This is a genomic window from Inquilinus sp. (genome assembly GCF_039594555.1).
In the GTDB taxonomy this organism is placed as follows: Bacteria; Pseudomonadota; Alphaproteobacteria; order DSM-16000; family Inquilinaceae; genus Inquilinus.
The window spans coordinates 1-22638 of record NZ_JBCNNF010000058.1 but is presented as its reverse complement, the minus strand read 5'-3'; the positions used below and the strand labels follow the sequence as shown (position 1 = coordinate 22638).

Below are 22638 nucleotides of genomic sequence, written 5' to 3'. Positions count from 1 at the left end.
CGACGCCGACGGCGACGGCGTCGCCGAGACCCGCGAGGTGTTCCTCAGCGGGCTGAACCAGCCTTTCGGCATGGCACTGCTCGGCGACACGCTCTATGTCGGCAACACCGACGGCGTGGTGGCCTTCCCCTACGCGCCCGGCGACACCCGCATCGACGCGGCGGGGCGAAAGCTGGCGGAGTTCAAGCCCGGCGGACACTGGACGCGCAGCCTGCTGGCGAGCCCCGACGGGCGGAAGCTGTATGTCGGGGTCGGCTCGCTCAGCAACATCGCGGAGCACGGCATGGCGGCGGAGGAAGGCCGCGCCGCCATCCACGAGCTGGATCTCGAGACCGGCCGGGTCCGCATCTTCGCCGGGGGCCTGCGCAACCCCGTCGGCATGGCGTGGGAGCCGACGACGGGGTCGCTGTGGACCGTGGTGAACGAGCGCGACGGGCTGGGCGACGAGACACCGCCCGACTATCTGACATCGGTGCGCGACGGCGGCTTCTACGGCTGGCCCTATTGCTACTGGAACCGGATCGTCGACGACCGGGTGCCACAGGACCCGGCGCTGGTCGCCTCGGCCATCACCCCGGATTTCGCCCTCGGCGGGCACACCGCATCGCTGGGGCTGTGCTGGGTTCCGGCCGGCACCCTGCCCGGCTTCCCGGACGGCATGGCGATCGGCCAGCACGGGTCCTGGAACCGCAGCAAGCTGAGCGGCTACAAGCTCGTCTTCGTGCCGTTCGAGAACGGCCGTCCCGCCGGGCCGGTGCGCGACATCCTGACCGGCTTCCTGTCGCCCGATGAGCGCGTCTCCTATGGCCGGCCAGTGGGGGTGACGATCGGCCCGGACGGCAAGTCGCTGTTGATGGCGGACGATGTCGGCGACGTGATCTGGCGGGTCACGGGGGCCTCGTGACCGCCGCGCCCGGCTTCCTCGGCTTTCCCGACCGCCTCCCGGGCGGCCGCAGCCCTCGGATCGTGCTGTTCGGGGCCGGGCATGGCACCACCTATCCTGGCGCGGACAGCAGCGGCCATGCCCTCGCGCCCGACGTCATCCGCGCCGCCAGCCAGGAGGACGCGGATCTCGTCGGGCATTGGGATTTCGATCTCGGTGGCCCGCTGTTCGACGGCGGGCCGGCCTGCTGCATCGATATCGGCAACATCCCGACGGCGATGCGCGACAATGACGGGAACCGGGCCCGGATCGAGGCGCGGACGCGCCAGGTGCTGGCGTTGGGTGCCGTGCCGATGCTGCTCGGCGGCGACGATTCCCTCGTCATCCCCTTCCTGGCCGGCTTCGCCGGCCACGGGCCGGTCTGGATCTTGCAGATCGATGCCCATATCGACTGGCGCGACGAACGGCATGGCGAGCGCCGCGGCTATTCCAGCCCGATGCGCCGCGCCAGCGAGATGGCGCATGTCGCCGGAATGGTGCAGGTCGGCCTGCGCTCGGTCGGCAGCGCGCGGGCGGAGGAGATCGAGGCGGCCAGGCGCTACGGCAGCCGCTTCGTGACCGCCCGCGAGGTCCACGCGCAGGGCGTCGAGGCGGCGCTGCGGCACATCCCGGAGGGCGCGAGGGTCGTCGTCACCCTGGATTGCGACGGCCTCGACCCCGGCATCATGCCGGGCGTGGCGGCGCGGACGCCGGGCGGCCTCAGCTTCACCCAGGCGATCGACCTGATCGCGGGCCTCGGCCGTCGGGCGCGGATCGCCGGCTTCGACCTGGTCGAGCTCTATCCCCCCGCGGATGCCGGCGGCCTGTCGGCCCTCACCGCCGCGCGCCTTCTCGTCAACGCGATCGGCGCCGTCGTCCGGCAGGGCTGAACCCGTTCGCGCCGCGCGGGCGAGGCGCTCCTGGTGGAGGGCGATCTCAACGGCGACAAGACGGCGGATTTCGCGATCCGGGTCGAAGGCATCGCTGCGCGCGACCGACGTCTACCTCTGAGCACGGAGGGGCGGAGGGCTTGGCAGGTCCCCGCCCCAGCCGCCCTGGGCCATATTGTAGAAATCCTCGCCGTAGCGGATGCCGCCGGTGGCGTCGGGATAGGCCATGTAATAGGTCATCCGCACCGGGATGCGGCCCGGCACCCGGGCGAAATGCGTCGTGCCGGTAGCGATCCCGGCCTCGACCCCGGCGATGTCGGTGCCCAGCACCCAGGCGGCCAGGCCGAGATAGTTCTCGACCCGGATGCAGCCGTTGGACACCGCCCGGTTGTCGGTGGCGAACAGCTTCCGGTTGTTGGTGTCGTGCAGGTAGATCGCCTGGTCGTTGTCGAGCTCGAACTTCAGCAGGCCCAGCGCGTTGTCGTCGCCCGGCGGCTGCCAGAACTTCCAGCCCATGGTGCCGACCATGTCCGGCTGAACCTGCGCCGGGTCGAAGGTCTGGCCCTCCGGCGTCTTCACCACCACGCCGTGCTTGCGCATCTCGGTATACTGGCCGGCGGCCATGAAGGCCTTGTACTTCTTGGTCAGGCCGGGCGGCACCGTCCAGTCCGGGTTGTACTTCACCGCGATCATGTTGGACTGGATCATCGGCGTCTGGGTCAGCGGCGACCCGACCACGGCGCGGGTGCGCAGCACCTCGACCCCGTTCTCAAACGCGATGATCTCGGCGGTCGGCACGTTGACCGTGATCGACTTGCCGCGCGCGGGCGGCGCCTGGTAGCGGGCCAGGGTCTGGCGCAGCGCCTCGGCCCGGTCGGCCGGGGTGAAGTTCAGCGCCCGGAAGGTGCGGCGGCCGACGACGCCGTCGTCGCGCAGCCCCCAGCTCAGCTGCAGCGCCTTGACCCGCTGGGCCAGCGCCTCGTCATAGACCAGGGTAGCCGGCGCCACCGGGCCGATCAGCTCCGGCTCGGTCACCGTCACCGCCGCCGTCGGGGTCGCCTCGGCCGGCATCGTCCCAGGCTGGACCACGGCCGGGATGACCATGGCAGGCGCGGCGACGATCGGGGCCTCCGCCTCGGGGGCCGTCACGCCCATGGCGTCCAGCCGCTCGCGCAGCAACGGCACGCGCGGATCCACCGCGGCGGGCTTGAGGGCGGAGCTGAACGGGATGGCCGACGGCGCCGCGGCCAGTTCGGCCTCCGCCTTTTCCAGCGCCTGGCGCAGCAGCATATGCGCCTTGTCCTCCGGCGGCACCGGGGTCGGCTTGGTCGCGGCCGTGGCGACGTGCGGCGCCAGCGCCAGCGCCAGAACCAAGGCCCACCGAATCATCATCTGCCCCTTCCTCGCCCGCCGGACTTCCGGGCCGGGCCCCACACACGCGTCCCGGCCGCAATCGACCGTCCCGCCGCGTCGCGGTCAAGCCTTTCGACACGGGCGGGAGCGGATATGATCGTCGCAGCGGTCCGTCCGGCAAACCGCAATCGCTGCACGCCACCGTTGCGCCGGATGCCCCGTTCGGGGGAGATGTTGCAGAAGGGCGAAGGCGGAGCGCGGCTGATGCCGGGAATGGACCAGGCGGAGAGGAAGCGGGACCAGGCGGCACGGGCGGCCTGGCTGTCCTATGTCGCGGGCCTGACCCAGGACGAGATCGCCCGGCGCCTCAACGTCTCGCGCATGGCGGCGCAGCGCCTGCTGGCCTTCGCCGCGCAGGAGGGCATGGTCAAGGTGCGCATCGACCACCCGATCGCCGCCTGCATGGAGCTGGGCGAGCGCATCGCTCGCCGCCATGGCTTGCGCTTCTGCGAGGTGGTGCCCGCCGACCCGGTGGCCCCCGCCCGCCCGAACCTGCCGGCCCTGGCGATCGCCGGGGCCACCTGGATCGAGCGGCTGGTCGACACCGACAAGCCGCTGGTGATCGGCGTCGGCAACGGCCGCAGCGTGCGCGCGGCGGTGGAGGAGATGGCGTCGTCGCCCCGGCCGCAGCACCAGGTGGTGTCGGTCACCGGCAACATCGCCCGCGATTCCTCCTACAACCCGTTCGACGTGGTGATGCGGCTGGGCGACCGGCTGGGGGCACAGCGCTTCCTGATGCCGGCGCCGCTGATCGCCGAGAGCGCCGAGGATCGCCGGGTGCTGGAGGAGCAGAAGCCGTTCCGCGAGATCATGGCACTGGCGGCGCGGGCCGACGCTATCCTGATCGGCATCGGCCAGCTCGACGACAGCGCGCCGGTGCTGCAGGACAAGGTGATCAGCCGGGCCGAATACGAGACGCTGCGCCAAGCCGGCGCCATCGGCGAGGTGCTGGGCAATTTCCTGGACGCCAAGGGCCAGGTCCTGCCCTCGCCGCTGCGCGACCGGGTGATCGGCCTGCCGCTCGATGCCGTGGCCCGGCGTCCGGCCGTCGCCATCGCCGGCGGCGCGGTCAAGGTGCCGGCGATCCACGCGGTGCTGACCCGCGGCCTGCTGCAGGGGCTGATCACCGACGAGACCGCGGCCTCGGCTCTGGTGTCGCTGGGCTGAGCCCCTGCCCGAGAGCGCTGAGACCGTCGTCCCAAATTCGCCGTAATACCCCAGCCCAATCCCCTTCGATTCGATGTGGGGGAGATTGCAGTCATGAGCAGACCCGTGAGCGCGACGCTGGTGCTGACGGCCAGCGGCCTGGCCCTGCTGGCGTCCGGCGCGGCCCAGGCGGCGGCGACGCCGCAGGAAACCTTCGTCAAGGCCGGCTTCACCCTGTGCGACGCCCGGCTGATGCAGAAATCCCAGGGCGACGGCAGCGTCGAGCAGACGATCGCGAGCGCGGCGCTGCAGCTGGGCAAGGGGGAGGTGGACTACGTCCGCAAATCGATCGCCCGCGGCCGCCGGCTGAACAACGGCGATCTGAGCCTGTGCCCGGCCGAGGAGTTCTATGGCGCCGAGGACATCGCCCTGTTCGCCAAGTACTGGGACATCCCCACCTCGGAAGCGAAGCGGAAGATGTCGGAGAACCTGATCGACGGCTATGCCGACAGCATCCGCGACGCCATCGCCACGGCCAGCGACAAGCCGGCCGCGCCGGGCCCGAACGAGAATGCCTATGCCGAGGCCGGCTACACCATGTGCGATGCCCGGCTGATGCAGCAGGCCTTCGGCGACCGCTTCATCAAGGAGCGGATCAGCACTGCCGGCGAGAAGCTGCGGCGCGGCGACGGCGACATCGTCGCGGGCTGGGTTAAACAGGCGCGCGAGGAGAATGCGGGCAACCCGACCCTGTGCCCGGCGGAGGAGTCGTTCAGCGAGGACGAGATCGCGCGCTATGCCAGGGCCGAGAAGCTGACCGACGCGGCGGCGCGAGAGACCATCGCCCAGGCACTGGTCGACGGCAAGGCCGCCGCCGTGCGTGCCGCCATCGCCCGGGCGGGCTGAGGCGCCGCTTGCCGCGCTGGACCATCGGCGTCGAGATCGAACTGCTGGCGCCGCCCGGCGGCTCGCGCCGCGACCTGGGGGAGCGGGTCGCCGCCCGGCGCGGCGGGCGGGCGCGGCGGATCTTCCATCCGCAGGCCGAGCCCAGCCTAGTGCCCGGCGTGCCGGTGTTCGAGACCCTGACCCTCGGCTTCGCCGTGGCCGACGCGGCCGGGGCGCCGGTGGCGCGCTTCGTCGACGACCTGACGCTGCGCAACGACCTGGCCGCCCAGGCGGCGCCGAAGCCCGGCTGGTACCGCATCGCCGCCGATGATGCGCGCTTCGCCCGGCTGCTGGCCCGCCACTGCGATCCCGAAGCGCCGCTGGGGACGGTGCTGGATGCCGCGCTGCCGGTGTTCGGCGGCGCCGTCGAGCTGAAGGAGGGCGGCATCCACCGCCTGTCCGACGCCGAGGGCGCGACCATCGCCCTCGCCGCCCCGCTGCCCGGCGAGCGCGAGCGGCCCTGCGAGATCATCACCCCGCCGATCGCGGCGGATCACGAAAGGGTGGTGGAGGCGCTGCTGGCCCCGGCCCGCGACCTCGGCTTCGGCCTGCCGGACGAAGGCGCGGTGCATCTGCATTTCGACGGCAGGCCGCTGCAGGACGCCGCGGCGCTGCAGGCCCTGCTGCGGATCCTGGCCGAGCACGGGCCAGAGCTGCGGCGCGTCTGCCGGACCAACCCGCGCTGCCGGCGCCTCGGCCCCCATTCCCGCGAGCTGCTGGAGGCGGCCTTCGCCGACGGCTTCGCCGCCCTGCCCTGGCCCGAGGCGGCGGCGCGGCTGATCGAGGCCGGGGCGACGAAGTACTGCGACTTCAACATCCTGAACCTGCTGACCGGCCGGCCGGAGAAGACCACCTTCGAGGTGCGCATCCTGCCGCCGACGCTGGACGCCGGCGAAATCGTCGCCCATGCCGAGCTGTTCGAAGGCCTGATCCGCCGCGCCACCGCCTGACCGTCAGCGGAACCGCTGCGGCGGGGCCTGGACGACCGGGGCGGCCGCGTCAAGGATGGCGCGACGGTCGCCGGTCAGCGGCGGGTAGATGCGCTGGCGGTTGATGATCTGCTTGGTCTGCTTCGCCGCCGGCCCCTGCGTCACCACCTGCCGGTCCCAGCCCTCGGTATAGACGGCACCCCAGGAACCGAGGTCGAGGATGGTGGTGTACCAGTCGATCCGCAGCGGCAGCATCGGCCGGCCCAACAGGTCGGCCGCCGTATTGTGGCCGCCGAAGCGGCCCATCGGCCGGCTGTGCTGGCAGGACATCACCGAGGCGTGGCCGTCGTCGACCATCGCCCGCGCCGAATCGCCGACGGCGAATTCCGCCTCGAGGCCGACGATCTTCATCGTCGGATCGACCGGCAGCCGGCCCAGCCGGTCGCGCTCCACCGGGAACTCGGCCGTCAGCGGGCTGGCCCGCATGCCGGCACACCAGATCACGGTCGCGGCCGGAATGGCCTCGCCGGTCGACAGCGCCGCGCCGCCGGCATCCACCGCCGCGACCGACACGCTCATCCGGGTCTCGACCCCGAGCGCGGCCAGGGCCGCCTCGATCACCGGCCGGGCGCTCCCGCCCATGTCGGAGCCGACCTGCGGCGCATGGTCGGCCAGGATCACCCGGCCCGCCGGCCCGATCCGGCCCACCATCTCGGTCGCGGCCTCGATCCCGGTCAGGCCGGCGCCGACGACGAGCACGGTGTCGCGACCCGGCGACGCCGGCCGCCCGCCCAGCCCAGCCAGATGGTCGGCGAGACGGCGGGCGCCGGCGAAGGTGTCGATGTCGAAGCCATGCTCGGCCAGCCCGGGGATCGCCGGCCGGGCGAGGCCGCTGCCGAGCGCGAAGACGAGGCGATCATAGGGCAGCGTCGTCCCCTGCCCCGCTGTGGCGCATTGCACTCGGCGCTGCGCGACATCGATGCCCGTCACCTCGCCTTCGACCAGGCGGACGCCGATCGGGTCCAGCACCGCGGCCAGGGGCACGCGGACCGCGTCGAGATCCGCCTCGTAGTTGCGGACGCGGATGCAATGCCAGGCGTCGCGGTTGACCAGCGTCACCTCGACCCGGTCGAGACCGACGCCGAAGGTGTCGAGCGCCCGCGCCGCGCCGGCCGCGGCCCACAGCCCGGCGAACCCCGCGCCCAGGATCAGGATCCGCTGCATCCCGCCCTCCCCCATCGGCCGATCCCGGACGCTAGGGCCGGCGGGGATCCGGGGCAATGCCGTCCTTCGGCTGAACGGCGCCGGGGCTCAATCCCAGCTCAGCGCGCCCCCGTTCTGGTACTCGATCACCCGGGTCTCGAAGAAGTTCTTCTCCTTCTTCAGATCCATCGCCTCGGACATCCAGGGGAACGGGTTCTCGGCCTCGGCAAAGACCGGGGCCAGGCCCAGCTGGGCGCAGCGGCGGTTGGCGATGACATGCATGTACTGCTCGCACAGCGCCGCGTTCAGGCCGAGGAAGCCGCGGGGCATGGTGTCCCGGCCATACGCCGCCTCCAGCTCCGCCGCCTCGGCCAGCATCCGCCGCAGTTCCTCCTGGAATGCGGGCGTCCAGAGATGCGGGTTCTCGATCTTGATCTGGTTGATGACGTCGATGCCGAAGTTCAGGTGAATCGACTCATCGCGCAGGATGTACTGGTACTGCTCGGCGATGCCGACCATCTTGTTGCGCCGGCCCAGCGACAGGATCTGGGCGAAGCCGGTGTAGAACCACATCCCCTCGAACACGACGTAGAAGGCGACGAGGTCGCGCAGGAACGCCTGGTCCGCCGTGGACGTGCCGGTCTGGAAGGACGGGTCGGACAGGTTCTGGGTGTAGCGGATCGCCCAGGCCGCCTTGTCGGTGATCGACGGCACCTCGCGATACATGTTGAACAGCTCGCCCTCATCCAGGCCCAGGCTGTCGACGACGTACTGGAAGGTGTGGGTGTGCACCGCCTCCTCGAAGGCCTGGCGCAGCAGGTACTGGCGGCATTCCGGGTTGGTCAGGTGGCGGTAGATCGCCAGCACGATGTTGTTGGCGACCAGCGATTCGGAGGCGGCGAAGAAGCCGAGATTGCGCTTCACCGCCCGGCGTTCATCCTCGGTCAGCCCGTCGCGCGACTTCCACAGCGCGATGTCGGCCTGCATTGAGACCTCGGTCGGCATCCAGTGGTTGTTGCAGCCGGCCAGGTACTTCTCCCACGCCCAGCGGTACTTCATCGGCAGCAGCTGGTTGACGTCGGCACGGCAGTTGATCATCGCCTTGTCGTCGATGCTGACCCGGCCGCCGGACCGGTCGATGGCGCCCAGGCCGGTGGCGTCGCCCGCGAGGCCGCCGGCGGGCGCGTCCACCCGCGGCGTCCGGACCGGCGCGGCGGCAGGGGTGTCGGACCAGTCGAGCATGGTCATGGGCGTGGTCTTTCTCGGCTCACCGCGATGGAGGGAAGGCGAGGAACGCGGACCGTGCGCGGAAGGCGGCATGGCGGCGAATCTCGGCCGGGTACGGGGTCGGAGACCATACAAGATATGGGGCACCGGCAGCAAGACGTTGCGCTATGTTGTGGCCAGAGGCTCGCCGACACCGACCGACTGTGGCCTAACCGATCCGCGCCGAATGCCTGCCCGCTTGCCTGCGAACTCTTTCGCCGCCTCGCCTGGCTTGGCCGGAACCTGCCGGCGCCGAACCTGCATCGGTGGGTTGCAAGAGAAAAGTAGGTCATATCGGCCGGGCCGCAGCTTCATCGGACGACGCGGTCGTCGCATTCAGCGATTTTGAGGATAATTTCAGATAATCTCCTGCACAGATTGCCGGTCGCTCCGGCAATATCTGCCCTCCCCTGGCGGGGACGCCTGCGCGCGCCCCAACGAAACCTGCCGAAACAACCAGGAGTGAGAGCTTTTTTGATTGCGGCGGCCGCTACATTGCCGAAGGATGACGGCCAGAGGTACGCAGAACAGTCGAGTTTTTGAATCGCACGCTGCCTCCGGTTCCGGGGGCAGAAAAGCCAGGATGTGCGCCGTGACGATCGGCGCCCGTCAAGTAATGGCCGCGCGGTCGGACCGGTGAGGCAGCATGTTTCCCCGGCCCAATGTCTCGGCGGATAGCGGACCGCAACAGGGGGACATCGACAACCATGATCATCCTTTCCCCGTCGGGATCTCCGCGGCGCCCTATACTGGTGCCTAAGTCTCTCCCGACTGGCGATGTGTCATCCCCGCCGCGACCAAGGCCGCGCCGGGGCCGATGTCCATAGGTGAAATGCCGGATGCGATGCGGATGCGCTGAGCGCAAGCGGCGGACGAAATCCGCCGCCGGCAACCGACGAAACCCGACCCACGCACGCTGAGATCACGATCGGAGCTGCCACTGCATCCGCGGCGGGGATTCGACCCGTTGCCGGAGGCGTGCAGCCCGTCGGGCTCCAGCCAGGACCAACATTGATAGGGGGAACAGATGTGCATCCTGTGCCAGATGGGCTACCAGCAGGTGCATTCGACTCCGGTCGGAGGAGCGGATGCGGCAGCCGGGACCTTCACGATCAGCCCGGAGGACCTGCAGAACTGGCAGAACATCGATCAGACTCCGGACAATCCGTATAACAAGGACACCAACTACGAGACCTTCCTCGACTATCTGGGAGCCCTGCAGCGCCCGCTGACGCCCGAGATGGCCCACGACCCGATCGTGGTGAACCTGTTCGGGCTGAACGCGCATCCCGACTACAAGGAAGCGGCCATCGGCGCGCTGCAGATGTGGTCGGCGGTGACGCCGCTGCAGTTCACCATCGTCGACGACCGGGCCTACAACGCCAGCACCGACTACCTCCGCGTCGTCAGCCCGGAGGTCGGGCAGCGGGACGATGGCAGCGCCTATTCCTCGGGCCGCTATGTCAGTGTCGGGCAGCGCTTCCACGACACCGAGCCGGACAAGACCGAGGTCGGCGGCTATATCTTCAACACCTTCATCCATGAATTCGGCCATGAATGGGGCCTGAACCACCCGGGCTTCTACAATTACGGCGGTCCGGGCGGCCCGCAGATTACCTATTACAACGATGCCAAATGGGTCTACGACAACCAGCAATATTCGGTGATGTCGTATTTCGACAATATCGACATCGGCGGCACCACGGCATGGACCAACACTACCCCCGGCATCGCCGATATCGAGGCGGTGATCCGGCACTATTTCTCCATCGTGACCAACGGCGTCCGCACCTATGAGGACATCCAGCTCAACACCGGCGACGACGTCTACGGCTTCGGCAGCACCCGGCTCGGCTACACGCTGACGGCGACCGGCGCGACCCACGACATCGGCTTCGTCATCCACGACACCGGCGGCTACGACACGGTCGATTTCTCCGGCTCGACCACCAGCACCATCCTCGACCTGCGCGAGGGCCGCTTCTCCAGCGTCAACGGCCATACCAACAACGTCGCCATCTTCGACGGCCACAACGCCGACGCGACCGAGTACTACATCGAGAAGGGCGTCGGCAGCGACTTCCTCGATATCATCATCGGCAATGACGGCGACAACCTGCTGCTGGGCGGCGGCGGCGACGACCGGATCGACGGCGGCAACGGCGCCGACGAGATCCATGGCGGCGCCGGCAACGACATCATCGTCGGCGGTGCCGACACCAATGACAGCCGGGACCGCAACAACACCCTGCCGATCATCACCGGCCCCGACAGCCGCGACGGCGCCGACACGCTGTATGGCGAGGACGGCAACGACATCATCGAAGGCGGCAAGGGCAACGACATCCTCGACGGCGGCGCCGGTGACGACATCATGCGTGGCATGGACGGCGTCGATGTCTTCCGCGGCGGCGACGGCAACGACACGGTCGATTTCAGCCTGGAGAGCCCGTTCCAGCTGCTGGTCAACCTGGTGACCAATGTCGCCAGCGGCGGCACCGCCTCCGGCGACACCTTCTTCAGCGTCGAGAACCTGATCGGATCGGACGACCGCATCGACCGCTTCATCGGCAACGATGCCAACAACTACTTCCTCGGCCTCGGCGGCGGCGACGTCCTCAGCGGCGGTAATGGCGACGACGTGCTGGAGGGAGCGCGCGACGGCGACGTGCTGAGCGGCGAGGCCGGCGACGACCGGCTGATCGGCGGTGCCGGCGCCGACTATCTCGACGGCGGCGACGGCATCGACACGGCCGACTACACGCTGGACGAGCGCCAACCGATGTTCGGCCCGCCGCGGACGCCGGCGACCGAGGGCGTGACCGTCAACCTGCAGACCGGCACCGCCAGCGGCGGCGACGGCGAGGGCGACACCACGACCACGCACCAGTTCGACAAGCTGGTGAACATCGAGAACGTGATCGGCTCCAAATTCGCCGACACCCTGATCGGCAACACCGGCGTCAACGTGCTGTCGGGCGCAGCGGGTGACGACACCCTCGCCGGCGGCGGCGGCAAGGACACGCTGGATGGCGGCGCCGGCCAGGACATGGCGGCCTATTACGGCAGCACCACGGGGGTCAACGTCTCTCTCGGCAACGCCGCCTCGCATGAGGAGATCTTCATCTCGATCGAGGGCCTGGCCGGCTCCGGCCACAACGACACCCTCACCGGCGATGCCGGCGACAACCGGCTGATCGGCCAGGGCGGTGACGACACCCTCAAGGGCGGCGCCGGCAACGACACGCTCGACGGCGACTTCATCCCCTTCCCGGTGACCGGCGTCGGCACCGGCACCGGCTATGCCGCGCTGGGGACGGGCGCGACCAACAACTCGATCGCGGCCGCCTTCGACCTGACCGCCAACTTCTCACTGGCCGCCGATCCCGACATCGTCGACGCGACCACCCTGGCGCATTCGACGGTGACCGCCACCGGCAACGGCCAGGGCGGCTACTACAAGCTGACGGTCAATGCCGGCACGGTGATCACCCTCGATCTCGACCATACCGCGGGCGGGCTGGACGACAGCTACATCTGGCTGACGCGGGCCGACGGCACCGTGCTCGCCGAGAATGACGACGCCGGTAACGACCCGGGATCGAGCGTCCGGACCGACTCAGCCCTCAGCTTCAAGGTCGCCGAGACCGGCACCTACTACATCGTGGTCGGCCATTACGACAACGACTCCGGCGAGCCGGAGCAGACAGTGCCGAACGGCGGCTCCTACGAACTGAACGTCTCCGTCACCCCGCCCCCGCCGGTGATGCCGAACATCGGCGTGGCCGGGAACGACACGCTTGACGGCGGGACCGGGAACGACACCCTCTACGGCCGCGCCGGCGACGACGTGCTGAAGGGGGGCGCCGGCGCAGACCATCTCGACGGCGGCGACGGCATCGACCGGGTCAGCTATCTCGGCGCCACCAGCGCGGTGACGGTCGATCTGGGGGCCGGGACCGGCCATGGCGGCGACGCCGAGGGCGACACCTATGTCGGCATTGAGCGGGTTGCCGGCGGCACGGCCGGCGACACGCTCACCGGCGATGCCGGCAAGAACGTCCTCTGGGGCTATGAGGGGAACGACACCCTCAACGGCAGCGGCGGGATGGATGTCCTGTTCGGCGGTGCCGGGGCCGATCGCTTCGTCTTCTCGGCCGTCGGCGACAGTGTCGTCGGCTCCCAGGCCGATCAGATCGGCGATTTCAACCACGGGCAAGGCGATCGGATCGACCTCTCGGGCATCGATGCCGATACCGGCACGGCGGGCGACCAGGCGTTCACCTTCATCGGCACGGGGCTGTACTCGCACCATGCCGGCGAGCTGCGCTTCGCCCATCTGTCGTCGGGCACGACCACCATTGCAGGCGACGTCGACGGCGACGGCGTGTCGGACTTCCACATCATGTTGCGGGCCAACATCGCCCTGGCCGTGGCCGACCTGGTGCTCTGATACCAGCCGGACAGCCGGCATCCGGTGAGGACCGAAGGCCTCACGGAATGCCGGCACAGAATGCGGGAGGCGGCGGTGAAAACCGCCGCCTCCTTGCGTTTTCGCGGTCGGCAAAGTACGCCCAGGCGATCTCGCCAGGATGTTTACTGCCCGGCAGACCAAGCCATTGCGCGGTCGGCATCGCGGTTTCTGAAGACCCGTCCGGGCCCGGGAGAGCCGGTTGACAGCCCATTGTTTCGCCCCATAGATTCAAAATAAGGAATGCGTTCAATATATTGAACGATTGATAGGAGACCCGGGACGTGAGCGGCAGGGGCGCGGAGCGCATCCTCGATCTTCTGGAATGGCTCGCGGCACGGGCCGAGCCGGCGGCGCTGGCGGATGCCGCGCAGACGCTGAACCTGCCGAAGAGCAGCACCCTGCTGCTGCTGCGTCTTCTGGTGGAGCGCGGCTATGCCGAGCGGCTGGCCGACGGCCGCTACCGCTTGGTCCGCCTGCCCGGCGACCGCCCGGACGGCCGCGAGGCCTGGGCGATCCTGCTGCGCCTGGCCGCGCCGCATCTGGCCCGCGCGGTGGAGGAGTCAGGCGAAAGCGTCTTCGTCGCGGTCCTGGATGGCGACGAGATCCGCTACCTGAACAAGCTGCTGCCGGACCGGGAGATCCGGTACGACCGCAACATCGGCCCCACCCGCATCCCGCACCAGGTGTCGAGCGGCGTGGTGCTGCTGGCCCGGCTGGCGGCTGCGGAGCTGACAGCCTATTGCGGCCGCCTGGGCCTGCATCCCGGCCAGCGGCGCGAGCTGCGGGCCCGCACCGAAGCCGCCGCGCGCGACGGCTTTTACTTCAACCCCCAGGGCGTGGTGGAAGGCGCTTCCGGCGTCGCCGCGCCGATCCTCGACGGCACCGGCCGGGCCGTCGCCGCCCTCAACATCTCCGGCCCGCATCCACGGGTCGTCGCCAACCTGCCGAAGATCACCCGGGCCGTGCTGGACGGCGCGCAGGCGATCTCGGCCGACCTCGCCAGACGAAGCCGCCCCGGGAGGAGCGCATGACGACCGAACAGCCGATCCGCTTCGACCCGACGCTGCAGGGCCCCCTGTTCGGCGTCCGCGTCCTCGACCTGTCCCGGCTGGTGGCCGGCAACATGCTGTCGCTGCAGCTCGCCGATTTCGGCGCCGACGTGATCAAGATCGAGCCGCCGCAGGGCGACCCGCTGCGCGACTGGACCGATGACGGCCAGTCGCTGCACTGGAAGGTCTATGCCCGCAACAAGCGGTCGATGGTGCTGAACCTGCGCGAGGCGGCCGACATGGGCGCACTGCTGGCGCTGGTGAGGACGGCCGACGTCTTCATCGAGAATTTCCGCCCCGGCACGCTCGAATCCATGGGCATCGCGCCGGAACGCCTCCTCGAGCTCAACCCCGACCTGATCGTGGTCCGGATCTCCGGCTTCGGCCAGACCGGGCCCTATGCCGCCTATCCGGGTTTCGGCACGCTGGTCGAGGCGATGAGCGGCTTCGCCGCCCGCACCGGCTTCCCCGACCGCGAGCCGGTGCTGCCGCCGCTGGCGCTGGCCGACATGATCGCCGGCATGACCGGGGCGCAAGCCGTGACCATGGCGCTGCTGGCCCGCGAGAAGGGACTGTCGCGGGGCCAGGTGATCGACCTGTCGCTGCTGGAGCCGATGGTCGCCGTGCTGGGCCCAGAGGCCGCGATCCACCGGGTCACCGGCAAGGTCAAGCAGCGCACTGGCAGCGCCTCCAACACCTCGTCGCCGCGCAACGTCTATCGCTGCGGCGACGGCCACTATGTCGCGCTGTCGGGGTCGATGCAGGTGATCGCCATGCGCATCTTCGACATCATCGGCCGGCCGGACATGAAGACCGACCCGCGCTTTTCCAGCAACGCCGCGCGGGTGAAGCACCGCGACCTGGTCGACCAGGCCGTCGGCGCCTGGTTCGCCGAGCGCGACCGCGAGACGGCGCTGCAGGTGATGCGCGACGCCGGGGCCACAGTCGGGCCGGTCTATGACACCGCCGATATTGCCGCCGACCCGCATATCCGCGAGCGCGGCGTGATCGTCGAGGTCGAGGATGCGGACAACGGCTCGCTGCCGATGCACGCCGTGCTGCCGCGCCTGTCCGGCACGCCGGGCGGGCTGCGCCGCCCCGCCCCCACCCTCGGCGAACACACCGAGGAGCTGAAGGCCGAGATCGCCCGAGGCCTGCAGGCCGGCAAGGGAGACGCCCCGTGATCCGCTCGCTGCTCTACGTCCCGGCCTCCGAGCCGCGCTTCATCGAGAAGGCCCACACCCGCGGCGCCGACGCGGTGATCCTCGACCTCGAGGACGCCGTCGCGCCGTCGCGCAAGGCGGCGGCGCGGGATGCACTTGCGGAAAGCGTCGCCCAGGCCGGCCAGTCCGGCGCCGTGGTCTATGTCCGGATCAACGCCGAGCTGGAGCTGCGCTTCCTCGACGCCGAGGCCGCCTGCCGCGCCGGCGCCGCCGGGCTGATGGTGGCGAAGGCGGCCGCCGCGGCGGAGTTGGCCGAGCTGGCCGGTCGGATCGAGCCCATCGAGCGCAAGCTCGGTCGTGCCCCGATGGAGTTCATTCCCCTGATCGAGGATCCGGCGGCTCTGCTGGACGCCCGCGCCATCGCCGTGGCGCCCCGCATTGTCGCCCTCGCCCTTGGCGGGGAGGATTTCGCCACCGCCACCGGCGCGGTGCCGACGCCGGAGACGCTGCGGCTGCCGAAGCTGCTGCTCCACTACGCCGCCAAGGCGGCGGGGCTGCGCTCCTACGGCCTGCTGCGCTCGGTCGCCGATTTCCGCGATATCGAGGGCATGATTGCGGCCGCGCGCGAGGCCCGCGCCTTCGGCTTCGACGGCGCCAGCTGCATCCACCCGGCCGTGGTGCCGATCCTGAACGAAGCCTTCGCCCCCTCCGAGGAGGAGCTGGCCTGGGCCCGCAAGGTGATCGAGGCCGATGCGGCGGCCAAGCGCGAGGGCAAGGGCGCCTACATGGTCGACGGGCGTTTCGTCGACGCCCCGATTGTGGAGCGGGCCCGGCGCGTCCTTGCCGCGGCGCGGTAAGCCGGCCGGACCAGGGCTAGAGGCGGTTCAGGACCGCCCTGCACCGAAGGTCGGAGCCTGCGGGGAACGGTTCGGTTCGGGGGAGGCGTCGGGATGCGACGGCGGCTGTTCCCCGACGGCGCAGGCGATCTTGGCGACGAAGCGGCGCTTCACCTCGTCCATCTGCCGTTTGCAGCGATCCTCGGGGCAGCGATTGTCATTGGCCTGCGGCCGAAGCGAACTCATGATTCCGATTCATCGAAAAGCAGTGGACTATGCCACCAGCTTGGCACCGAAGCCGCTGCACCTCCAGTGAAAATCGGCGCGGGCCGATGCCCGCCTCGCCACCCCGGCGCCATGGACTGCAGGACGCTGCCAAGGCTAGCTGCTATAGGGTGGGTCGAGGGACAGCGGGCCTGCCCCCGGGGAGACGCAACCGTGCCGGACGAGCTATACCGCCTTCGCCGCCGCGAGATCATTCACCGCACCTCCACCACGACGGTGGTCCGCGCCGTCCTCGAGGATGGCCGTCCGGTCATCCTGAAGGAGATGATGGGAGAGACAGCGGTCGGCCTGGTCGACCGGCTGCGCCATGAGCACGACATGCTGTCGCGCTTCGATTCCGATCTCGTCGTCCGGCCGGTCGGGATCCGGCCCGACGGTCCGGACGGGCCGGCCCTGGTGCTGGAGGATATCGGCGGGATCACCCTGTCCCAATGGATTGCCGCCGCCCCGCCGGACCTGGCCGGCCGGATCGCGGCGGCCGAGACCCTGGCGCTTGGCCTCGCCCATGTGCATGAGCGCGGCGTGCTGCATGGCGACCTGTCCACCCACAACATCGTCATCAACCCGGAAAACGGCCGGATCAACTACATCGATTTCGGCGGAGCCCTGGCGCTGGGCCGCGGCGACTCCGTCCCGGCCGAGGCCCTGCCGACGGTGCTGGACCTGACCGCCGTCGCCCCGGAGCGGACGGGGCGGATGAATCGGCCGGTCGACCACCGCGCCGATCTCTATTCGCTCGGCGCCATCCTGTACCAGCTGTTCGCCGGCCGGCCGCCCTTCCTGGGCGAGGAGCGGCTGGACCTGCTGCACGCCCATCTGGCCCAGCGCCCCGTGCCGCTGGACGAGCTGCGGCCGGGCTTTCCCCCGGTGCTGGCGGAGATCGTCGCCGCGCTGCTGATGAAGGATGCGACGGCGCGCTACCGCAGCGCCGCCGACCTGGCGGCCGATCTGGGGCGCTGCCGATCCGGCTTCGAGCCCACGGGCCCGGAGGCCGGGCGCATCGCCGCCTTCGCCCTCGCCGCCGGGGATGACGGCGATCTCTTCGGCGATTCGATCCTCTACGGCCGGGCGGCCCCGCTGGCCATGCTGGAGGACGCGTTCGAGGTGGCCCGGGACGGCCGCAGCGGCGCCGTGCTGGTCGCGGGCGCGCCCGGCATCGGCAAGACCGCGCTGGCGGCCGGGATCCGCGACCGCGTGGCCCAGGCAGGTGGCCGCTTCGCCGCCGGCAAGTTCGAGCAGCAGCAGCGCGACGTGCCCTATCTCGGCCTGGCCCAGGCCTTCGCCGGGCTGGTCCGCAGCGTGCTGACCGAGCCCGACGCCATGGTCGCCGCTTGGCGCACGGCCCTGCTGGACCGGCTGGGCCGCAGCGCCGGGGCACTGGTGGAGCTCGTCCCCGGCCTCGACCGGCTGATCGGCCCGCAGCCGCCGGCCGCCCCGCTGGGCCCGGCCGAGGCCGGCAACCGGCTGGCCCAGGCGGTGCAGGACCTGGTCGCCGTCTTCGCCACGCCCGAGCATCCGCTGGTGCTGCTGGTCGACGACCTGCAATGGGCCGATGCGGCGAGCCTGGAGCTGCTGGGGCCGATCTGCCGTGCCGCGCCCGCCGGCGGGCTGCTGCTGATCGGCACCTGCCGCGAGGGCGAGGCCGATCCCGGGCAGGCGCTGCACGACACGCTCCGCGCCCTCGACGCGCAGCTCGGCGGCGTGATCCGCATCGACCTGCAGCCGCTGGCGCCGGACGACATCGAGGCGATGCTGGGCACCGCCTATCGCGGCCAGCCGGGCGACATCGCCGCCGCGGCCGCGCTGGTCCACGCCAAGACCCTGGGCAACCCGCTATTCGCCCGGCAGCTGCTGGGCCATCTGCGCGACACTGGGGCGATCGGCTCCTCCGGCCGCTGGGACCTGGGCCGGATCGCGGCGGTGCAGGCCACCGACAATGTGGTCGGCTTCCTGGCCGACCGCATCGGTCACCTGCCGGCGGAGCTGCGACGCGTGGTCACCACCAGCGCCTGCCTGGGCATGCAGGTCGATGCCGAGGAGCTGGGCGCGGTGCTCGACGTCGACGGACCGCCGCTGCGCGCCATCCTCGACGGCGCGGTGGCGGAAGGGCTGATGACGGCGCGCGAGGGCGGCTTCGCCTTCGCCCATGACCGGATCCGCGAGGCTGCCTATCGCCTTGCCGACGATCCCGCCGACCTGCATCGCCGCATCGCGCGGCGGCTGCTGGAACGCACGGCCCCCGACGAACTGCCCGGCGCCGCGTTTGCGATCGCCCGCCATCTGAACGCCGCGGGATCGCTGGACGATGATCCGCCGCTGCGGGCGCGCTGCGCCGAGATCAACCTGATCGCGGCCCGCCAGGCCCGCGCCGCCGCCGCCTTCGGGCCGGCGCGCGACTATGCCGAGACCGGGCTGGGCCTGACCGATCCCGGCCGGTGGGACACCCACTACGCCGAGATAGCCGAGGCGGCGCTGCTGCTGGCCGAGTGCCGGATGCTGACCCAGGACCACGCCGCCTTCGACCGCGAGGTCGAAGGGCTGGCCGCGCGGCTCAAGGATGACGAGCACCGGCTGCAGTTGGCCATGCTGCAGCTGGTCTCTCTCGATGCCCGGCTGATGGAGAACGAGGCGATCGAGGTCGGCCGCCGGGCGCTGCGGCTGGTCGGGATCGAGCTGCCGGAGACGGCGGAGCGCCAGGGCGAGGCCGTGGGCGCCGAATTCGCCGAGTTCCAGCGGCTGATGGCCGGGCGCCCGGCCGAGGTGCTGCTGGACCTGCCACCCCTGCGGGACCGGCGCCTGGCGGCGGCGATGCAGATCCTGTTCCGCCTGGCGCCGGATGCGCACAACACGCTGCAGCCGGCGCTGTTCGCGCTGATGGCGCTGCGCAACGCCAATCTGATGCTGCAGCACGGCGGCGACACGCTGGCGCCCGGCATCATCGTCACCCTGGCCCTGACGTTGCGGGGGATGACCGGCGACAGCGTCGCGGCGGACGCCTTCGCCCGCACCGCAGTCGCTCTCGATGCCAAGCTCGGGCACCCGCTCACCGCCAGCACGACCTTCGTCTACACCTATTTCCTGCGGCATTGGCTGCACCCGCTGGACGGCGCGCTGCAGCTGAACCTCGACGGCATCCGCGCCGGCTTCGAGATGGGCGACATGCAGTTCGGCGCCTATCACGCCGCCGCCTATGTCATCCACCTGCTGGGCAGCGGCGGCGGGCTGGCCGAGGTCGCCCGCATCGGCGAGGAGCATCTGCGCCTGATCGGCGAGAAGAACCGGACGGCGGCCGAGCATTGCCGGATGCAGATCGACTTTGCCGCGGCGCTGATGGGCGCGTCGGCGGCCCCCACCAGCATGGCCCGCGACCGGGTGCGCAGCGAGGCGGAAGAGCAGGCCTGGCTGGATGGGCTGGACCTCGTCGCGCGCGGCAACTACCTGATCCGCCGGCTGCAGCTGGCCGTGCTGTTCCGGGATGCCGACCTGGTCCGGCACCTCGTCGGCCCGACGGCGGCCAGCCTAGCCGCGGTCGCCGGCGTGGCGGTCGAGGCCGACGGCGTCGCCTTCCTGCTGCTGGCCACCGTGGCGCAGGACGGCGGCCGGGATGAGGGATTCGCCGCGCTGCGCGACCGGCTGCGCGGCTGGAGCGAGCAGAACCCGCACAATTTCGGCGCCCTGCACCATCTGGTCGAGGCGGAGCTGGCGCGCGTCGAGGGCCGGGCCGGCGACGCGCTGCGCCTCTATGGCGACACCATCCGCCGGGCCGAGGCCAGCAAGCTGACCCACCATGCCGCCTTGGCCAACGAATATGCCGGGCGCTTCTGCCTGGGGCTGGGCAATGAGGTGTCCGGCATGGCCCATCTGCGCGAGGCGGCGACGCTGTACGGCTACTGGGGGGCGGCGGCCAAGGTCGCCGCGCTGGAGGAGGAGTTCCCGCGCCTGGCGGTGCGGTCGCGGCCCGGGCGGGCATCGCTGCGCGAGTCCCACAGCTCGACCGGCGAGGACGACATCGACTTCCGGGCCGTGCTGCGCGCCGCGCATTCGATCTCCGGCGAGATCGATCTGCGCCAGCTGGTGCAGCGGGTCCTCGGCGCGATCCAGGACAGCGCCGGCGCCGCCTACGGCGTCCTGGTGCTGCGGCGCGACGACGGGCTGCATGTCGAGGCCGTCGGCCACAACCGCGAGGTCTCGCTGCTCAGCGGCGACGGGTCGGGCCGGCTGGAGGACAGCGATGCCGTGCCCCAGTCGGTGCTGTCCTACGTGCTGCGGACCCGTGAGGCGCTGGTTCTCGACAACGCTCAGCATTCGCCCGAGTTCTTGCGCGACCCCTATATCCGCACCCATCGCGTCGCGTCGGTCCTGTGCGCCCCGCTGGATGAGCGCGGCCAGGTCGACGGCCTGATCTATCTCGAGAACAACCTCGCCGCCGGCGTCTTCAGCCCGCGCCGGCTGGAGGTGGTGCAGGTCCTGGCGGCGCAGGCGGCCATCGCCTTGGCAAATGCGAGGCTGTTCACCGCGCTCGACGGCGCACGCACCGATCTGCTGCGCGCCAATGAAGGACTCGAGCAGAAGGTGACGGAGCGCACGGCGGAGCTCGACACCGCCCGCAAACGCGCGGTGGCCAAGGAGCGGGAGGCGCGGCGGGCCCGGCGCGCCGCCGAGATCGCCAATGAGGCGAAGTCGCGATTCCTTGCGGTCGTCAGCCACGAGATCCGGACGCCGATGAACGGCGTGCTGGGAATGCTGCAGATCCTCGACCGCGATCCCTTGCCCGAGGAGCAGCGCCGCTATCTGGAGATCGCCGAGGAATCGGGCCGGTCGCTGCTGGACCTGATCGACGGCATCCTCGACTACGCCCGGCTCGAGAACAGCCAGGAGTCGCTCGACCTGCACGATTTCGACCTGCGCCGGCTGGTCGCCGACGCGGTCGAGCTGATCCGCCCGCAGGTCGCGGCCAAGGGGCTGTCGCTGACCCTGTCGATCGACGCGCCGCCGGAGGCGATCCTGCACAGCGACCCGCGCCGCCTCGGCCGCGTGCTGATCAACCTGCTGAGCAACGCCGTCAAATTCACCGCCGACGGCGGCATCACCGTGACGGTCGAGCTGGAGCCGATGGCCGGGGCGATGCCGCGGTCGACGCTGCGCATGGCGGTGGCGGACAGCGGCATCGGCATCGCGCCCGAGATGCATGAGCGGATCTTCGGCGACTTCATCCAGGCCGATTCCTCGATCGCGCGCCGCTATGGCGGCACCGGGCTGGGGCTGGCGATCTGCCGCCGGATCATCGACCTGCTGGGCGGCACCCTGACGGTGGACAGCGCGCCGGGCGCCGGCAGCACCTTCCGCCTGGCCGTGCCGGTGACGCCGGGCACCGCGCAGCCGCAGGCCGCCGCGCCGGTCGCGGCAGGCCCGGTGCTGTCGGTCCTGGTCGTGGATGACGACCCGATCAACCGCGCGGTGGCCGCCGGCCTGCTGGGCCGGCTGGGCCATCGCGTGACCCTGGCCGACAGCGGCCAGGCGGCGATCGAGGCGGCGGCGGGCGGCGGTTTCGACGTCGTCATGATGGACCTGCACATGCCCGGCATGGACGGGCTGGAGGCGACGCGGCGGATCCGGGCGCTGCCGGGCGACCATGAGCCGCCGCAGATCCTGGCGCTGACCGCGGACCTGACCGATGGCAGCCGCCAGCGCTGCGCCCTGGCGGGCATCGAGCGGATCCTGGGCAAGCCGCTGCAGCTGGCGGTGCTGCAGCGCATGCTGGCCGCGATCTCGGAGTCGCGGTCGCCGGTCGACCCGCCGGCGCCGTCGGACGGCCCGGCAGCCCTGGTGGATGACGAGTTCTTTACCGAGCGCCAGGAGATCCTCGGCACCGGCGAACTGGCGCGGCTGGCGCTGATGTTCCACCGGGTGTCGCGGCCGCTGGTCCGCGCCATCGACGCCGCGGCCGGAAACGGCGACCGCCGCGACCTGGCCCGGCTGGCGCACCGCCTGAGCAGCTCCGCCGGCGCGCTGGGGCTGATCCGCCTGGCCCGCCAGGCCAGCGCGATCGAGGCCGGCGCCAATGCCGACATGCCGATCGACGGGCTGGCGGAGATGGCCGCCGCGCTGGCGCCGCTG

Annotated in this window: 14 protein-coding genes; 10 read left to right on the top strand and 4 right to left on the bottom strand. The window is 70.8% G+C overall.

What is annotated here, in order from left to right; translation table 11 throughout:
- Both ABDW35_RS09015 and ABDW35_RS09010 read left to right on the top strand, forming a co-directional pair.
- Window positions 1-904 (top strand): sorbosone dehydrogenase family protein (locus ABDW35_RS09015; protein WP_343713524.1); only part of this gene is annotated, 904 nt, incomplete at its 5' end.
- Entirely contained in the window at window positions 901-1812 is a 912-nt protein-coding gene (locus ABDW35_RS09010; RefSeq protein WP_343713523.1) for an agmatinase, read from the top strand. The genes ABDW35_RS09015 and ABDW35_RS09010, both read left to right, overlap by 4 nt.
- A gap of 111 nt (window positions 1813-1923) precedes the next feature.
- Here ABDW35_RS09010 and ABDW35_RS09005 read toward each other — a convergent pair whose 3' ends face one another.
- Window positions 1924-3204, bottom strand: a complete 1281-nt coding sequence (locus ABDW35_RS09005) for a L,D-transpeptidase family protein (RefSeq protein WP_343713522.1) — start codon at window positions 3202-3204, stop codon at window positions 1924-1926.
- A 225-nt stretch (window positions 3205-3429) separates the two neighbouring features.
- On the opposite strand from ABDW35_RS09005, the gene ABDW35_RS09000 reads away from it, so the two are divergent.
- The 3 genes from ABDW35_RS09000 to ABDW35_RS08990 all read left to right on the top strand — a co-directional run bounded on the left by ABDW35_RS09000 (window position 3430) and on the right by ABDW35_RS08990 (window position 6266).
- On the top strand, window positions 3430-4392 hold the full coding sequence (locus ABDW35_RS09000; RefSeq protein WP_343713521.1) for a sugar-binding transcriptional regulator: 963 nt from the start codon (window positions 3430-3432) through the stop codon (window positions 4390-4392).
- A gap of 93 nt (window positions 4393-4485) precedes the next feature.
- Entirely contained in the window at window positions 4486-5277 is a 792-nt protein-coding gene (locus ABDW35_RS08995; protein ID WP_343713520.1) for a hypothetical protein, read from the top strand.
- 8 nt (window positions 5278-5285) lie between these two features.
- On the top strand, window positions 5286-6266 hold the full coding sequence (locus ABDW35_RS08990) for an amidoligase family protein (protein ID WP_343713519.1): 981 nt from the start codon (window positions 5286-5288) through the stop codon (window positions 6264-6266).
- Between the two features lie 3 nt (window positions 6267-6269).
- On the opposite strand, the gene ABDW35_RS08985 is transcribed toward ABDW35_RS08990, so the two are convergent.
- Both ABDW35_RS08985 and ABDW35_RS08980 read right to left on the bottom strand, forming a co-directional pair.
- Complete coding sequence (locus ABDW35_RS08985; RefSeq protein ID WP_343713518.1) at window positions 6270-7469, bottom strand: FAD-dependent oxidoreductase; 1200 nt, start codon at window positions 7467-7469, stop codon at window positions 6270-6272.
- 87 nt (window positions 7470-7556) lie between these two features.
- Window positions 7557-8696 (bottom strand): ribonucleotide-diphosphate reductase subunit beta, encoded by a 1140-nt coding sequence (locus tag ABDW35_RS08980; RefSeq protein ID WP_343713517.1) that lies wholly within the window; start codon window positions 8694-8696, stop codon window positions 7557-7559.
- A 1045-nt stretch (window positions 8697-9741) separates the two neighbouring features.
- Here ABDW35_RS08980 and ABDW35_RS08975 point away from each other — a divergent pair.
- From ABDW35_RS08975 to ABDW35_RS08960, 4 genes are all read left to right on the top strand, one after another.
- On the top strand, window positions 9742-13167 hold the full coding sequence (locus ABDW35_RS08975) for a M10 family metallopeptidase C-terminal domain-containing protein (protein ID WP_343713516.1): 3426 nt from the start codon (window positions 9742-9744) through the stop codon (window positions 13165-13167).
- A 302-nt stretch (window positions 13168-13469) separates the two neighbouring features.
- A complete protein-coding gene (locus tag ABDW35_RS08970) occupies window positions 13470-14219 on the top strand; it encodes a helix-turn-helix domain-containing protein (RefSeq protein ID WP_343713515.1) in 750 nt (249 codons plus the stop codon).
- Entirely contained in the window at window positions 14216-15421 is a 1206-nt protein-coding gene (locus ABDW35_RS08965) for a CoA transferase (RefSeq protein ID WP_343713514.1), read from the top strand. The genes ABDW35_RS08970 and ABDW35_RS08965 overlap by 4 nt, the downstream gene beginning before the upstream one ends.
- Window positions 15418-16257 carry a CoA ester lyase gene (locus tag ABDW35_RS08960; RefSeq protein ID WP_343713513.1) on the top strand — a complete coding sequence of 280 codons (840 nt, stop codon included), beginning with the start codon at window positions 15418-15420 and terminating at the stop codon, window positions 16255-16257. Before ABDW35_RS08965 ends, ABDW35_RS08960 begins: the two co-directional genes overlap by 4 nt.
- 27 nt (window positions 16258-16284) lie before the next feature.
- On the opposite strand, the gene ABDW35_RS08955 is transcribed toward ABDW35_RS08960, so the two are convergent.
- Window positions 16285-16482, bottom strand: a complete 198-nt coding sequence (locus tag ABDW35_RS08955; protein WP_343713512.1) for a hypothetical protein — start codon at window positions 16480-16482, stop codon at window positions 16285-16287.
- Window positions 16483-16674: 192 nt separating this feature from the next.
- Between ABDW35_RS08955 and ABDW35_RS08950 the strand changes: the two genes are divergently transcribed.
- Window positions 16675-22638 (top strand): AAA family ATPase (locus ABDW35_RS08950; RefSeq protein ID WP_343713511.1); only part of this gene is annotated, 5964 nt, incomplete at its 3' end.

Excerpts from the sequence above, each read along its gene's own strand:
- ABDW35_RS09005 (WP_343713522.1), bottom strand. The coding sequence starts at position 3,204 with ATGATGATTCGGTGGGCCTTGGTTCTGGCGCTGGCGCTGGCGCCGCAC.
- ABDW35_RS09000 (WP_343713521.1), top strand. The coding sequence starts at position 3,430 with ATGCCGGGAATGGACCAGGCGGAGAGGAAGCGGGACCAGGCGGCACGG.
- ABDW35_RS08995 (WP_343713520.1), top strand. The coding sequence starts at position 4,486 with ATGAGCAGACCCGTGAGCGCGACGCTGGTGCTGACGGCCAGCGGCCTG.
- ABDW35_RS08985 (WP_343713518.1), bottom strand. The coding sequence starts at position 7,469 with ATGCAGCGGATCCTGATCCTGGGCGCGGGGTTCGCCGGGCTGTGGGCC.
- ABDW35_RS08980 (WP_343713517.1), bottom strand. The coding sequence starts at position 8,696 with ATGACCATGCTCGACTGGTCCGACACCCCTGCCGCCGCGCCGGTCCGG.
- ABDW35_RS08975 (WP_343713516.1), top strand. The coding sequence starts at position 9,742 with ATGTGCATCCTGTGCCAGATGGGCTACCAGCAGGTGCATTCGACTCCG.
- ABDW35_RS08965 (WP_343713514.1), top strand. The coding sequence starts at position 14,216 with ATGACGACCGAACAGCCGATCCGCTTCGACCCGACGCTGCAGGGCCCC.
- ABDW35_RS08955 (WP_343713512.1), bottom strand. The coding sequence starts at position 16,482 with ATGAGTTCGCTTCGGCCGCAGGCCAATGACAATCGCTGCCCCGAGGAT.